Here is a 16,469-nt window from a genome sequence, read left to right as displayed (position 1 = left end):
AATAATAAAGAACTTGAGTTATTACTGAAAAAATTTATTACGTTTAACTCAAAAGGTTTTTCGGATTAAGGAAATAAAACAATGACAATAAAAACAATAACTAACTTTATTCTTCCTATTTGTAAAGAGCAAATCAGTCAAGATGCTTGTTATAAAGGATTATCTGAAGCAGAGAGTGGCTTTTTTCCATTTAGTGAAGATGGAATATGGCATGGTGGCATTCATATCGATGAGCCTGTATTAAATAAAATAGGTAATGATGACAAACTATGGTGTATGGCAAATGGTGAAGTTATTGCCTATCGTATTGATGATGTATATCCTAAAATTGTGTACAAAGATAATGAGGAACAAGAAGGCATTACAAAAACACAAAAAGTAGCCTATTTTTCAAGGAGTTTTACATTAGTTCGTCATTATTTACAAATGCCTAAAATTCCTGATTCAACCGAGGCTCCACCAGCAATAACTTTATACAGTTTATATATGCATCAGCTTGATTGGTATGGATATCAGCAAAAACAAAAAGAAAATAGTAATTTTGTAATCTATCCAAATTATTGGCAAGCAGCTGCAGGTAAAGTTAACGAAGAAAAAGCAGAAGTAATTAAAGGTAGTGTAATAAGAAAAAAAGGAAGCAAAACGGAAGTAGTCGGTTTATTGCTAAAAGGCAGTAAAATCCGGTTAGGCGAGCAAAAAAAAGGGCAACCGGGTTGGTATAAGATTGTATCAATCACTCAAGGTACCTTAGTGACTTCAAGCGGATTTAAAACTGAATTGGGGGATATAGAAGGTTATGTTTGGTATCAGGATATCGGTAAAACGGCATCAGATCGACCAACAGGAAAAACAGCAGATGCCAACAAAGACTATGAAATCTGTCGGGAAGATAATAAAAAGATAGGTAAACCTGAAACAGAGGTCAAAGGTATAACGGTATATGAATCGGCTAATGATAAACAAAAATTAACGTATTTACCTAAAACGGCTACGTTTGAATTTGATAGTCATGAAAATGGCTATGCCAAAATTAAAAAAATTAGTGGTTGTGTTATCCCTTCTAGCTTAAAAGTTGAAAATGGTAGCCAAGATTCAACTCATAAAGGCTATGTCAAATTATCCTCGTTGACGTTAACAGCGCTAAAACCAGAAAAATTAGATGAAGTTGTGGTATTAAAACAGCCAGTTCCGATTGAAAAGGGTGATTTTATTGGTTATATAGGTAATAACGTCAGCCAAAGCCAACGTTTTGATGAAGCGATAAAATCACCATTATCAACAATGAAACGCCCATCAGATTATGATTTACCGCCATTAGTACACATTGAATTATTCACCTGTGAAGATTTGCCCGCGTTTATTAATAAAACACAAGCCTTAGCTGACAAGTTACCCGATCGAGAAAAAACGATCATTTTAGTTGAAAAAGGGGCAAATTTAATTCAAGCTTCAAAACCCGATGGATTTTTATATAAAGGTTTGACGGTAAAGTTCATTGGTAATGCGCATTATCACTATGTAAAAGTTAAACTTGAATATACGCTAAATACGTCACCACTGACTTTTGATTCCTCTAGAGTTGTGTGGAGCAAAAAGAAATTTTCTTTCGATAATAATATTTTTAATGTTATTGAAACGATAAATAGAAATCGTTCTAAAAACGATAATGAAGTCGTAAAGTATCGTTTAAGAAGTGAAGAAAAAAAGAACTTAATAATAATTTACCAATATACCTATCCTCAATTAAAAGAAGAGGATATTCCAGATGAAGTTGAACTAATATGTGAACTCCCGCCTCCTATTAAGGATAACCCTTTTGAGCTTGAACGCTACAAGTTTTGGCCTAATATACGTTTTTGCGTTGAGGATAATCATTTTTGGATAGCATCGAAAGACGTACTCCATTTACATGGGCAAGATGGGCAACTTAATAGTAAGATAGATTATTGGAAAGAATTCCCGATATCATCCGAAAATCTAAAATTAGCGACAATCTACAATACAGTATATTATCCGCGCACAGTATCCCTAAAGGCATCCTCAGTCGATGAAAGCATGGTAGCAGTAAATGATACTGATACGGATTCAGTTTGGATGTATATTCAGGCAGGAAATGAGCAAGGCATACCGATACAAGGTTGGATTAATACTAAAAAAGATGCTCAACCACATATAAAACTCGTCACGCCATGGCATTGGGCTGGTTTTAATACCGTCGAAGAAAAAGCAACGGTAGGCAAGTTATCTAAAAAGCTAAGCAAGAATAAAGCTGCAACACTGGATTTAGCCGACTATACTCCATTAATGTCAGAATTACATCGAGTTATCACTGAATCCTCGCTATATTCAGTGCAAGGAAAAAAATCATTACCACCATTGACCAAAGAGTATCTAAAAGCTGCATTACGGACAAGTTGGACAGCAGAGCAGATTGGGCACCTGTTAGTAAAATATGAAAGTGAATGGTATGCGGATGAAGCGCTAACCAAATGGAATGAAATAGATGACCAGTTTGAAGGAGAAAAAGAAGAAAAGAAAGCGCTTATATCCAAATCGTTAGATGTATTAGGTATAACCAAAGCGCATGAGCGAAAATTTGCTTTTGAAAAATTAGAAGAAGAGTACAAGCTTATTAAAACAAACTGGCAAATTGAAAAAGAACAACGCATAAAGCCATCGTTATGGTGGAAAGAAGTCGCCAAAGCTCAAGCATCCCAAACCGAAAGTGGTAGCCAAACGGATACCACCTCCCCAAAACCAACCAACCTATCAACAGACGGCAAAGCTTGGTTTATTCACCCAGTAGCAATGGTGGATTATTTTAATATCAAAAAAAGTTGCTGGCATGAGCCTTTAGAATACCCACAACGAACGTGTTATAGTTCAAACACGTTTCTTAATAAATGGAATGGCGCTTTTGGTTTTGTAAGAAATCAGGGAGCTAAAGCTCATACAGGTTTAGATTTATTTGCAGACATAAATACCCCATGTTATGCGTGTTTAGATGGAGAAATAGTCCAATATGGAGTAGAAGGTGGGTATGGAAATGTATTAGTAATAAAAGTTAACGGTGATGATTTACGCGCATCAAGAAATGACTATATGCTTGAATTTAATGAGCCAGACAAACGAGAGATAGTTCAAGCCGGTAATTTTGATATAAATAGTGATCATTTTTATATTCGATATTGTCATTTAAGTTCAGCTGTTTTAACAACTGGGAGCGTTAAAGCAGGTGAATTAATTGCATATACGGGTGATACAGGTAACGCGATTGGACTTTGTAATCCTCATTTACATTTTGAAATCGCTATGAAAAAAAATGGTAATCGAACTTATACAAAAAACACACAAAACGATAGATTAGCCTACAAAATCAATCCGGCATTCTTTGTCAACTTACAGTCAATAGTTAAAGCTGAACAGACAAAAGTAAGAGATAGAAGAATTCAAGAAAAAAGATGAAGAAGAGTGACTTAGAAAAGAGAAAGAAGCGAAAGCAAAACAACAAAGCAAAAAACAAAAATAAATTAAGGAATACAAGATGAATTATATCAAGTCAATTTTACTTCTAATATTATTAATACCGACAATTAGCCTTGCAGAATTTAGTCGCATTTACACAGGTACCATTGGTCAAGATAAAGTTGAATTTTATTTTGAATATGATTACGCGGTTTATATTGATAATAAAGATCATCAAGTTAAGGATCTTGATATAAGTCAGATTCGTAATCCCAGTAAATTCAAATCTAATAATGTTAATCCAGTAATTGAGAAAGTTGATATTTTTGATTCAGAACGGCTTATAGGCTATACATCTAATGGTGATAAGGTAGATTTACACAAAACATTTGAATACAGTGAATACGATGAACATTCATTACGCAAAGTAGAATTTAATAATGTAGATTATTTACAACTAAGTAGCACTAAAGATTTTTATTTTAAAGTGGTGGTATCAAAGAAAAAAGGGGAAAAAGCTAAAATTGTGGGGATCAAAATTTATAGCAAACAGGATGGTCGCCTTATTCAGACTATTACGGGAATAAAAGGGTGTGAATTTAATTCTTATGTTAGTATTCAAGCACAGGAAGGCTTTGATTTCAATTTTGATGGTGATAATAATGACTTTTATCTAACTAAAAATAGAAATTATGGTCCTAATGAAATAGCAGATTACTACGCTTATGACAAAACCCAACAGCAATTTGTTAAATTAAATCTCGAAGGTAATGATTTTCGTTTTGATTATAAAGAAAAAAAAGCTACTAGCTACAAAACCTGTCCGAGTAAAAAAGAAAGATCCCAAATATTTCTGACAGATGATTTTCAATACATAGGTAATAACCGTTATAAACGAGTTTCAACAGAATGCTTATTTCAGGAAGATAGTTATCTAAACGAAAATAATGGCCGATATGAGTTTAAAAAACAAAGAGCATGCACACTTAATGAGTTGAACTTTTGTCGCAATTATATAGATACTAATGATTATGATGATTATTAATAGCTGTGTGACTGATAAGTATGAATCCAGCAGTATATTAAATAAATTAAGGAATTACACATGAGCTATAAAAAAACAGTTTTACTTTTTCTATTATTAATTCCTGCCATCAGCCAAGCAATTTTCCGTGTATATACTGGTAATATAGGAAAAAATGAAGCCGATTTTTATTTTGATTCTGAAACGGCTGTTTTTGTTTATACAAATGGTATAGATCATCAAGTTAGATTATTAGATTTTGTAAAAAAAAATGCTAATGAATTTAATTTCAAAACTTATTATGCAAATTCATATAAAAAGATGATTGATAAAATATTTATTAAAGATTTCAATGTCGTGACTTTTAATGATGGTTCAGAAAATTACCAACAGCTAAAAGGATATGCTTTTAGTAAAGATAGTAAGATAAATTTAGATAAAATATTTGAATATAACGAATATTCATTAGATGAAGCGGAATTCATTAATATAGATTATTTACAGAGAGATAGCACAAAAGATTTTTATTTTAAAGTGATAGTGTCTAAAAATCAAAAGGAAAAAGCACATATTGTGGGTGTTAAAATCTTCAATAAAAAAGATGGTCGTCTTATTCAAGTCATCGATGATATAAGTGAATGTGAGTTTCATGGCTATGTTAGCATCAAAACTAATGAAAGTTTTGATTTTAATTTTTATGGAAATAATAATTCCTTTTTCATCGTTAAAGATCAACTGTCGGGTTCAAATAATATTGATAAATATTATGCTTACTCTTATGACAAAAAACAGCAGAAATTTGTCAAAATGAATCTTTCCGGTAATGATTTCAGCATTGATGATGAAGATAAATTTGCTTACAGCTACAAATACTGTCCGGGCAAAAAAGAAGATGAAGTTATATCGTTGAAAAATAATTTTAAATACTTAGAAAATAACCGTTATAAACATGTTGAAACAGAATGTTTGTATAAAGAGGTTGGAACTATAGTCGTACGTTCTAATCTATTGGTGTTTACAAAACAAAGAGTATGCACACCTAAAGAGTTGAACCTTTGTCGCAATTATATAGATACTAATGATTATGATGATTATTAATAGCAGTGTGACCCATAATTATTAATTTAGCTGTACACCAGATAAAATAAGTTAAGAAATACTAAAATGAATTATAAGAAGTAATTTTACTCTTTCTATTATTAACTCCTACTATTAGCCAAGCTATTTTTTGTGTTTATACTGGTAATATAGGAAAAAATGAAGCTGATTTTATTTTGATTCTGAAACGGCTGTTTTTGTTTATATAAATGGTATAGATCATCAAGTTAGATTATTAGATTTTGTAAAAAAATGCTAATGAATTTAATTTCAAAACTTATTATGCAAATTCATATAAAAAGATGATTGATAAAATATTTATTAAAGATTTCAATGTTGTGACTTTTAATGATGGTTAAGAAATTACCAACAGCTAGCAGGATATGCTTTTAGTAAAGATAGTAAGATAAATTTAGATAAAATATTTGAATATAACGAATATTCATTAGATGAAGCAGAATTTAGTAATATAGATTATTTACAAAGAGATACCACTGAATATTTTTGTACTAATGCAACAACTTTAAATAAAGAAAAATTAATTACATTTATTCATAGTTAATTTATTGTTGAGGTTAATGATGTTTAAAATTATAAGTAGATTTATCGGGTTATTTTTATTTTGTTACTTCGCAATAATAGCCAACACAGAAGCAAAAAATAACGCTAATGATTCGATAAACAAAGATACAACCGAATGGCAATTAGTTAATATTAATTACTTATCTAATTCTACAACTGACTTTGAGCTAATTGACCAAATGTATAGAAGCTTAAAAAAAATATCAGTTAAAAGTAATAAATATCAATTAATATTTGAGGATAAATATCTAATAAATATAAAACAAACTAAAGCCAATTTAGCAGCAAGTATTCAAAATTTACTAGACAAAGAATTGAAACGACTAAATTTAATTGATAATCAGCAAGATAATCAAAATTTTATGATTGAAACATTACCAAACCAATATAATTTAAATGAATCATTAGTGTTAAATTCTGATTATCTTTTCTTATTCAATAATAACGATATTATTTTAACATACAAAAATAAACAGAAAATGCGAAAAGAATTGGAAAGTATATATAATCAATTACATACAGTTACTCTCCCATTAAATGATCGTTATTGGCCACCAGAAAAAAATGATGGTTTTTTACCTATACCTGATGAGTTTAATTATTTTTTTAAAGGTATGCTAGATGACGATTATCTTAAAGCAATAAAATTAAAAGAATTTAACAATATAAAATTACTATTATTATCTTCATATTCTCTTTCGGGTTCACCTCAATTATCATTAGTCAGCCTTTCTAATAATTTTTATTTCATTGATCGCATGGAGTTAGGTGAAAATCTTGAGTTAGAGGATGGTGGTATTTGGAACAAATTCCTTATTGATAATAATTACCAAATAACAATTCAAAAAATTGAAAGTCCTTATGATGGATATAAAAAACAAACAATCTTATTAAATAGAACAAACTATATTATTGATGAAAAGGGTGTTTTTGTTAAATTAAAAAGATAATGAATTTTTTTAGCTATCAAATAAATCATTAAAAATGAGCCACTAGTATAAGCTTGCAGATTGATTAATAATTTTGGAATGAGGCTTTTAAAGAAAATGGAAAAAACGAGAGGTATCTATATGATAAGTACAAAGGATTATTATTGGGTAAAGAAATTTGTTTGTTTAATTTTTTTTTCTTTTTCTTTTTCTTTTTCTTATTCTTATTGTTATGCCAAAGATATAAATAAAGACCAAACATATTGGATTTTGGACAAATATGTCAAAAATCATCAGATTAAAAAACACAATAATGAGGATTATCCGAATAATCTTAGAGTTAAGTTCGAAAATAATGTATTCTATGTAAATGATAGTAAGTATTCAGTCACAGTAGGAAAAGCTGAAAGTATCTCTAAATTAATACCAGAAAATTTATTAAATTCTGATTTACTTAAAGATTTCTCTTTACCAAAAAACGAAGTACATTATATACAGTTTGATTCTTCAATAGATAGTGAGTTTGCTAAACTGTTATTACCTGAACGTAAAATAGTTTATTTAAATGAACAGTTAATTTTTATTAATCAGGACATGGTTTTATCCTTTTTAAAATCATCTGGTCAAGATTCATTTAAAAAAATAAGTAAAGCATTTCCATCTCTAAAACTACCATATAATTCTCGAATTACTGGAAATTATGTATGGGATAGCAACTATAATCATTTTTTTTATTCTGTATTTAATGAAAATGAATTCTACACTCATAATATTCCTCGAAATTTTATTAATTACCTTGAATTAACCAACAATAAGTTAATTGAACAACGCAATAATTATATATTTAATATTTCAGGCATAAACCTTCCTGTTATTCACAAAAATATTAGGCCAACTTTAATTGAAGGGATTCAAGAAAATGGTGAAATAATAACTTATCTTTATTTATTTTCAGATAATTATGAGTTGCTTGATAAACTTATTTTAAAAAAAGTAGATGGATTAACTAGAAAAGAATCTCATATAGATGATCTTGCTCAAGGTTTTATTTATTATAAAATTGATGAAAATTATCTGATTGAGCGTCAACAACGTTTTGCAGATGAGACAATCGAAATACAACATTACAAAATTACGAAAGAAGGAAAGTTCAAGGAAGTACCCGTAACATCTGATTGTTATAAGAAATCCGCATCTAATGTCAATAATCTACAATCAAAACAAAGTCTTTTGTTAATGAGTAATCAAGGTAATAATTATTTACGTTTTGCTAATGGTTTAGACTATGATGAATTTGAAAGCAGAATATTAACTCTTATGCCAAAAGAAAAAGTTTTTTGTATAGATTATCAGCGCTCTTTTCCTATTACTTTTGGTAAGATGAGTTCGAAAAAATTTTTTAATAATAATGAATTATATCAAAGGTATGTGACAAATTTCAAACGTTACAACATTGATATAAGTAAAGAATTGGAATATATCGTATTTGACAATATTGACAAATCGCCATTAGCTAAATTTCTACTAAATGGAAATAAAGCAATTTATATGAAAGATACTTTATTTTTTGTGGGTGAAAATTATTTCGCAGCTTACAGACAGCCTACTGAAAGTGAATTAACCTATCAAGAAATGGATTAGGATTAAGGTTAACAATATGCAACAAAGTAATTATTATTTTGTATTATTTTCTCTATTATTAAATTTAATCGTATCATCAGCGATAGCTGATGAAAAAAAAGCGCTAGATAATTGGGGAATTATTTATGGTATTAGCAATACACTGGTAGATGAAACAACGATTGATTTTGATATAAAATTACGTGGTAATAAATTTTATTTCAATAATCAGTCGTTTTTGATTAAACGTAATACGATGCCTATAGAAGATTTTTTTAAAATTAATAATATTGAACAAACATATATTGATTTAAAAAAGCAGCAAACATTATTAGAGCATAGTTATAATATTAAATTAAATGATAACATTACTTATCTTCAATTTGATAAAAATATTGATAATAGCCTATTAAAACAGTATGTAACACAAAATCGGCAGGCCTTATTATTGGATGATATGCTGCTTCTGTTTGGAAAAGATGGTAAGCCAGTATTTTATTCAAAGCCTTATTTTGAAAAAGAATTTATTCAACAAATCCCTGAGTTACCCACAATCAATGTTCCGTTTAATGCAAACGATGCTTTTGTGCTATATCGAGATGATGTATTAAAACCGTTATCCATTCATTTTAAAAATTTTTTAGATCTTCCGTGGTTTGCAATATATATATCCGGAGCAAAGTATCCTTCTATTTCACCTACTATAAATCCAATATTTATTGATGTAGGTTGGGATAGTGGTGAGACGGATTCATATTTATATCTGTTTTCTAATGATTATAAGGTTCTAGATAAACTGGTGTTATTTGATTATCGGACTACAACTCGAGGCGGTCCAGGTGGTGATGGACAACCTGTTGGTTATCGTTATTTTACTATTGACAAAAACTATTTTATTGAGCGCCGCCAACGTTTTGAAGATGAAACAGTAGAAGTACAACATTTTCAAGTAACAAAAAAAGGGAAGTTTCAAGAGTTACCTGTCACGTCAAATTGCTACAGTGAATTAGCGGTTAAAGATAATAAAATACATTCAACAAAAGGCCTTTTACTAACTAGTCAACAAGCAAATAATTATATGCGTTTTGAAAGTAACAAATTCAATGAGCTTTATGATATCACACTAACTTTAAATCCTGCTGATAAAAAGCTTTGTGTGAATTATCAACAAGCCTATTCATTCACCTTTGGTAAGGCGAAATCAAAACAGTTGTTTGGTAATGAAAAACGCTATCAACAGCAAGTCGAAAATTTTAAAAAATTTAATATAGATATTAGTGACGAGTTGGAATATATCACATTTGACAATATCGACAAATCACCATTAGCTAAATTTCTACTAAATGGAAATAAAGCGATTTATATGAACGAAATGCTCTTTATTGTGGGTGAAAATTATCTCGCAGCCTACAGACAGCCTACAGTTAGCGAGCTAACTTACCAAGAATGATAACATTAAAATGTGCAAAATTATTGGCGACTTCATCAAAATGGGATACAGAAGTAGGTATAGCACTTAAAAACATCAACCAAATGTTTTAAGGTAACAACTCAAAAACCACACTTAACAAGCGCTCTGGGACGCCTGTTAATTAATTATAAACGTGAATGGTATGATGAGCTGAATGCAGAAGGTACGCGACCAGAATAAGAAGCATTAAACTGTGAAATGACAGATGATGCCGAAAACTATTTGGGTTATATAAAAAATGGTGATGAAACGAAATGTATATCTTAGTAAAATAAAGACAAGCAAAATCAGGAAAACAGGAATTAGATCAATAAAGAAGAGAAAATAAGCGTTCTCCTGCTGATTATAAAGATGCACTTGAAAAGAATTTATCACCGAAACAACTTTAGAAAGTTAATTAACGCTTAACTACCTAAGTTAGTATGAAAGCAACAAATCTAATTTTTTAACGAGTAAAACCATAATATTAATAAAGCCAATGTTTTTATTTCTTGATGGAAAAAATACTTAAAAACCTCATAAAATTTGCCCAATTTTTTACATTTTTAATGTGATTTTTTTAAAGTACAACATTATTCTTTCCATATTATAAAAAATAACGCTAGTAAATTTTATCTAAATATGGTATAAAACGCGCGCTACTTTTCACATTCATTTTTCAAAAAAATCGTTGTGAAAGTCAGTACAAATTTTAAACTTTAATTAACGTTATAACACACACATATCATTACTCTTTTCCGGGGTGCCTTTTGTTTTATGCAATAAGGTCGGTTAAAGCGGATATGTGGAGGCATAACCCCAACGTCAAAATGAGGAAATCATGACTACAGTATCAATGCGCGATATGTTACAAGCAGGTGTACACTTTGGACACCAAACCCGTTATTGGAACCCAAAAATGAAACCATTTATTTTTGGTGCGCGTAACAAAGTTCACATTATCAACCTTGAAAAAACAGTACCAATGTTTAACGAAGCGTTAGCTGAATTAAACAAAGTGGCTGCACGTAAAGGTAAAATTTTATTTGTTGGTACAAAACGAGCAGCAAGCGAAGCGATTAAACAAGCCGCTGAAAGCTGTGGACAATACTATGTTAATCACCGTTGGTTAGGTGGTATGTTGACTAACTGGAAAACAGTACGTCAATCAATCAAACGTCTTAAAGATTTAGAAACACAAGCTAGTGATGGTACATTTGACAAATTAACCAAAAAAGAAGCACTAATGCGTGCTCGTGAAATGGCTAAATTAGAAAATAGCTTGGGTGGAATTAAAAATATGGGTGGCTTACCCGATGTGATTTTTGTTATTGGCGCAGACCATGAACATATCGCTATCAAAGAAGCTAACAATTTAGGTATTCCAGTCGTTGCTGTTGTTGATACCAACTCAGATCCAGATGGTATTGATTACATCGTTCCAGGTAATGATGACGCAATTCGTGCAATTCAATTATATGCAAATGCAGTTGCGGAAGCCGTTCGTGCTGGTCGTGAACAAAATCAATCTCCAGTATCTGAAGAAAGCTTTGTTGAAGAAGCTCCAGCAGCAGAGTAATAAACTCAAATATTTTCAGGGTCGATAATATAAATAATCGACCCATTCTAATGAAAATCATCACAATGGTTAAATAGAGGATTTAAAAATGGCTGAAGTTACCGCTTCTATGGTAAAAGAACTGCGTGAAAGAACTGGCGCAGGTATGATGGAATGTAAAAAAGCATTAGTTGAAGCAAATGGTGATATCGAAGTTGCTATCGACAATATGCGTAAATCAGGTCAAGCAAAAGCGGCTAAAAAAGCAGGTCGTGTAGCGGCTGAAGGTGTGATTATTTCTAAGATTTCTGCGGATAAAAAATCGGGTGTAATTTTAGAAATCAACTGCGAAACAGACTTTGTTGCTAAAGATGCAGGTTTCTTAGAGTTTAGCGAAAAAGTTGCTACTGCAGCATTGAACGATAGCATTACTGATCTTGCTGCGTTACAAGCAAAATTTGAAGAAGAACGTACAGCACTAGTTGCAAAAATCGGTGAAAACATCGGTATTCGTCGTATTCAACAAATTTCAGGTGATGTAGTTGGTAGTTACCAACATGGTGCACGTATCGGTGTATTAGTTGCTGCAAACAGTGGTTGTGATGAAGAATTAGTTAAACATATTGCAATGCACATTGCTGCAAGCAAACCAGAATATGTTAGCCCAAGCGATGTTCCAGCTGATGTTGTTGAACATGAGCGCAATATTCAAATCGAAATTGCAATGCAATCAGGTAAACCACGTGAAATCGCTGAAAAAATGGTTGAAGGCCGTATGCGTAAATTTACTGGTGAAGTTTCACTTACTGGTCAACCATTTGTTATGGATCCAAGTAAGACTGTTGGTGATTTACTGGCTGAGAAAAAAGCGACTGTTGCTTCTTTCATCCGTTTTGAAGTGGGTGAAGGCATTGAAAAAGTGGAAGTTGATTTTGCAGCCGAAGTTGCTGCGATGTCGAAACAATCTTAATTGTTTCGTAAAAAACCGCCGTCAAGGCGGTTTTGTTTATCTACAAATTTTTTTAAATTATTGCTAGCTAGCCATTTTTAGCTTGTCAGGTAATTAAATAACGAAATAGTGAGACTTCATATGGTAACCCCTTTCTATAAACGTATTCTTCTTAAACTCAGTGGTGAAGCACTACAAGGCGATGAAGGTTTTGGTATTGATCCCACCGTTCTTGACCGCATGGCGCAAGAAATTAAAGAACTTATTGAAATGAATGTTCAAGTTGCTGTTGTTATTGGGGGCGGTAATCTATTTCGTGGAGCTGGTCTTGCAAAAGCCGGTATGAATCGTGTTGTTGGCGATCATATGGGGATGCTAGCAACAGTAATGAATGGTCTTGCAATGCGTGATGCGTTGCATCGAATTGAGGTTAATGCGCGTTTAATGTCAGCTATTCCACTTAATGGAGTATGTGACGATTACCGCTGGACAGAAGCAATTAGCTTGCTTCGTCATGGTAAAGTGGTTATTCTTTCAGCAGGAACAGGTAATCCTTTTTTTACAACTGACTCAGCAGCGTGTTTACGTGGTATCGAAATTGAAGCAGATGTGGTGTTAAAAGCAACAAAAGTTGATGGTGTTTATTCGGCTGATCCTGTGAAAGATCCAAATGCAACACTTTATAAAACATTAAATTATGAAAAAGTGCTTGATGATGAATTAAAAGTAATGGATTTAGCTGCGTTTACGTTAGCACGTGATCATAACCTGCCGATTTGTGTCTTTAACATGAATAAACCAGGTGCATTACGTCGAGTGATTTTAGGTGAACCCGAAGGGACATTAATTAATAATCAGGCAACAGTAAGCTGTTAGTCTTATTTATTCAATATAAGGTTTTTATTATGCTAAATGAGATTCAAAAAGAAGCGCAAGTGCGCATGGAAAAAAGTATAGATGCGTTTCAAACTCATATTTCTAAGATTAGAACAGGACGGGCATCGCCAAACTTATTAGACGGTATTATGGTTGAATACTATGGTAGCCCAACGCCGCTTCGTCAATTAGCAAATGTGGTGGCTGAAGATGCGAGAACATTGGCTATCACCGTATTTGATAAATCATTAACACCAATGATTGAAAAAGCAATTTTATCTTCTGATTTAGGGCTCAATCCAGCGTCGGCAGGTACGGTTATTCGAGTACCATTGCCACCACTAACAGAAGAACGTCGTCGTGATTTAACGAAAATTGTTCGTAACGAAGCAGAACAAGGTCGTGTGTCAATTCGTAATATTCGTCGTGATGCGAATGATCAAGTCAAAGCATTATTAAAAGATAAGCAAATATCAGAAGATGATGAACGTAAATCACAAGATTTTATTCAAAAAGCAACTGACGCAGCCATTAAAAAATTAGATGCTGTACTTGTTGATAAAGAAAAAGAGTTAATGGAATTTTAATTCTTTGTTTGAAAAGCCTAGTTGATTTAACTAGGCTTTTTTTATTTTATTTATATCATTAGCTTTTAAAGTTTTGATTTGCATTTAGTGGACTTTCAAAAATGAAATCAAAAAAATCATTCGATAAAAAGTCAGCCTTCTATTTTAGGTGATGTAAAGTTGAACTTAATCGATCAACGTTAACTTAAATAAAATAACGAATTTATAAGATTTAAGGATGAATAATCGATTAGATTCGGTTCATTATCTTCTACTAAAGTTAATAAAATTTTCTAACTTGATTTAGTGAATAATGCTTAAATATTCTAAATCAATGGGTAATGTTAGAGTGCGCATTACTTACCCAATTTCTTACCTATCCTATCAACTTATTAAAAATTAGTGTTACTACGCCTGTTAAATTTTTTAGGCAATAAAATTGAATTAATTGTATTAGACGGCAATCGGGCAGTATCCAGATTTGTATTATGAGCAATTTGTTAATTATTTTTCTGGTCAGTTTGAAAACAAAGTAATTAATGCTGATGAACTTTACTTTAAGATTATTAACCTGTTGGAAACTACTGAAGTGTTAACCAAGTATTTTTATTGCTAACAAAACATTGGAATGCATTTGAAAAATACCTGTCAATATTGATATGAAGAAATCACGATTCATTAAAGCTGGGTATTTATTAAATAATTTTTCTGTTTAAATTGTCTGTAGTTAGCACAGAGTTTTGTTTTTAATTATCATAATTTAAGTATATAATGTTAGGATAATAACATCTATAGTCATATAATGTTATTATCCTAACATTACTAACAATATTTACTAGATATCATTAACAATAATTAAAGGACATTTTATGGGTTATGCAAAGTATATTGATCATACTTTACTCGCAATGAATGCGACTGAAGATCAAATACGTAAATTATGCGAAGAAGCTAAGCAGTACCATTTTTATTCTGTATGTGTTAATTCAGGTTATGTTCCTTTAGTCGCTAGCTTATTAAAAGGTAGTGATGTAAAGGTTTGTTCGGTTGTGGGTTTTCCGCTTGGTGCGATGTTAACATCGGCTAAAGCATTTGAAACCGAAATGGCTGTCAAATCAGGTGCTGAAGAAATCGATATGGTTATCAATGTCGGTTGGCTAAAAAGCAATGATTGGGAAGCAGTGAAAAAGGATATTGAAGCTGTTTTTAAAGCATGCGGTGCAGTTCCGTTAAAAGTCATTTTAGAAACTTGCTTGTTAACTAAAGAAGAAATTGTGAAAGTTTGTGCTATTTGCAAGGAAATTGGTGTTGCTTTTGTAAAAACATCGACTGGTTTTAGTGTATCTGGTGCGACGGTTGAAGATGTAAAATTGATGCGTGAAACAGTCGGTGATAAAATGGGTGTTAAAGCATCAGGTGGCATTAGAGATCGTCAAACGGCTGAAAAAATGGTTTATGCTGGTGCAAATCGATTAGGCGCTAGCGCGGGTATTGCGATTGTATCAGGCGATAAAACTTCCTCTAGCGGTTATTAATTCATCCTTCATAAGCTACTGATACAGTAGCTTATGGCTATAGATGGAATAGCAATGGAAACACAACCCAAAAAAAGAGTCAATGCACTTATTGAACATTTAAAAATAATCGATAAAATTCATTTAAAACAAGCAGCACAAATGCTTGGTGTTTCTGAAATGACAATTCGTCGTGATCTTAATAATCACTCCTCATGTTTGGCTGTTTTAGGCGGTTATGTGGTTAATCAGGCACGTCATACCATATCGCAATATTTTGTGTCTGATCAGCAAGATAAGCAAGTAATTGAAAAACGTTATATTGGTAAGTTGGTTAGTCAATTTGTTGATGAAAACGATACAATTTTTTTTGATTGTGGTACGACTATGCAATTTATCATTGATGAAATTAGTGATGATATTTCTTTCACTGCCATCTGCTACTCGCTCAATTCCTTTCTGGCATTACAAAAAAAGCCAAAGTGTAAAATCATTTTATGTGGTGGGCATTATCAACTTAATAATGCAATTTTTACCAGTATTTGTTCAAATAATCAGCTCGATGTTATTTGTCCAAATAAAGCCTTTATTTCGGCAGCGGGTATCGATCTAACTCAAGGTACCACTTGTTACCATTTTGATGAGTTAAATATGAAACATAAAGCCATGAAAAAATCTAATCAAAATATATTAATTGTCGATCACACTAAGTTTAACCAAGTTAAGCCAGCTTTTATTTGTAACCTTGATGAATTTAATTTGGTAATGACAGACAAAGTACCTGATTTAGAATATGTTTCATATTTTAAAGAAAATAACATTGGTTTAATTTATTAAT

Annotated in this window: 12 protein-coding genes; all 12 read left to right on the top strand. The window is 31.5% G+C overall.

The window, feature by feature from the left end; genetic code table 11:
• The first annotated feature begins 81 nt into the window (after positions 1 to 81).
• The 12 genes from ACKJXD_RS08475 to deoR all read left to right on the top strand — a co-directional run bounded on the left by ACKJXD_RS08475 (position 82) and on the right by deoR (position 16,468).
• Entirely contained in the window at positions 82 to 3,465 is a 3,384-nt protein-coding gene (locus tag ACKJXD_RS08475; protein ID WP_430876057.1) for a M23 family metallopeptidase, read from the top strand.
• Positions 3,466 to 3,544: 79 nt separating this feature from the next.
• Positions 3,545 to 4,510, top strand: a complete 966-nt coding sequence (locus ACKJXD_RS08470; protein ID WP_430876056.1) for a hypothetical protein — start codon at positions 3,545 to 3,547, stop codon at positions 4,508 to 4,510.
• Between the two features lie 60 nt (positions 4,511 to 4,570).
• Positions 4,571 to 5,587, top strand: coding sequence for a hypothetical protein (locus ACKJXD_RS08465; RefSeq protein ID WP_430876055.1), 1,017 nt, complete (start codon positions 4,571 to 4,573; stop codon positions 5,585 to 5,587).
• A 578-nt stretch (positions 5,588 to 6,165) separates the two neighbouring features.
• Positions 6,166 to 7,119: a hypothetical protein gene (locus tag ACKJXD_RS08460; protein WP_430876054.1), complete on the top strand. Its 954-nt coding sequence runs from the start codon at positions 6,166 to 6,168 to the stop codon at positions 7,117 to 7,119.
• Positions 7,120 to 7,239: 120 nt separating this feature from the next.
• Positions 7,240 to 8,739, top strand: coding sequence for a hypothetical protein (locus ACKJXD_RS08455; protein WP_430876053.1), 1,500 nt, complete (start codon positions 7,240 to 7,242; stop codon positions 8,737 to 8,739).
• A gap of 16 nt (positions 8,740 to 8,755) precedes the next feature.
• Positions 8,756 to 10,168, top strand: a complete 1,413-nt coding sequence (locus ACKJXD_RS08450; RefSeq protein ID WP_430876052.1) for a hypothetical protein — start codon at positions 8,756 to 8,758, stop codon at positions 10,166 to 10,168.
• An 841-nt stretch (positions 10,169 to 11,009) separates the two neighbouring features.
• A complete protein-coding gene (rpsB, locus tag ACKJXD_RS08445) occupies positions 11,010 to 11,747 on the top strand; it encodes a 30S ribosomal protein S2 (protein WP_065558472.1) in 738 nt (245 codons plus the stop codon).
• Between the two features lie 88 nt (positions 11,748 to 11,835).
• Entirely contained in the window at positions 11,836 to 12,696 is an 861-nt protein-coding gene (gene tsf / locus ACKJXD_RS08440; protein ID WP_220216239.1) for a translation elongation factor Ts, read from the top strand.
• A 120-nt stretch (positions 12,697 to 12,816) separates the two neighbouring features.
• Positions 12,817 to 13,551 (top strand): UMP kinase, encoded by a 735-nt coding sequence (gene pyrH / locus ACKJXD_RS08435; protein ID WP_065633747.1) that lies wholly within the window; start codon positions 12,817 to 12,819, stop codon positions 13,549 to 13,551.
• A 29-nt stretch (positions 13,552 to 13,580) separates the two neighbouring features.
• The gene (gene frr, locus ACKJXD_RS08430; RefSeq protein ID WP_065558475.1) at positions 13,581 to 14,138 is read left to right on the top strand and encodes a ribosome recycling factor; all 558 of its coding nucleotides are present in this window, start codon (positions 13,581 to 13,583) and stop codon (positions 14,136 to 14,138) included.
• 848 nt (positions 14,139 to 14,986) lie between these two features.
• A complete protein-coding gene (gene deoC / locus ACKJXD_RS08425) occupies positions 14,987 to 15,652 on the top strand; it encodes a deoxyribose-phosphate aldolase (protein WP_220216240.1) in 666 nt (221 codons plus the stop codon).
• A gap of 54 nt (positions 15,653 to 15,706) precedes the next feature.
• Positions 15,707 to 16,468: a DNA-binding transcriptional repressor DeoR gene (gene deoR / locus ACKJXD_RS08420; RefSeq protein WP_267350177.1), complete on the top strand. Its 762-nt coding sequence runs from the start codon at positions 15,707 to 15,709 to the stop codon at positions 16,466 to 16,468.
• Position 16,469 lies beyond the last annotated feature (1 nt).

The sequence above is a fragment of the Gilliamella sp. G0441 genome, assembly GCF_050589305.1.
GTDB lineage: Bacteria > Pseudomonadota > Gammaproteobacteria > Enterobacterales > Orbaceae > Gilliamella.
This window is presented reverse-complemented; position numbering and strand designations above follow the sequence as displayed.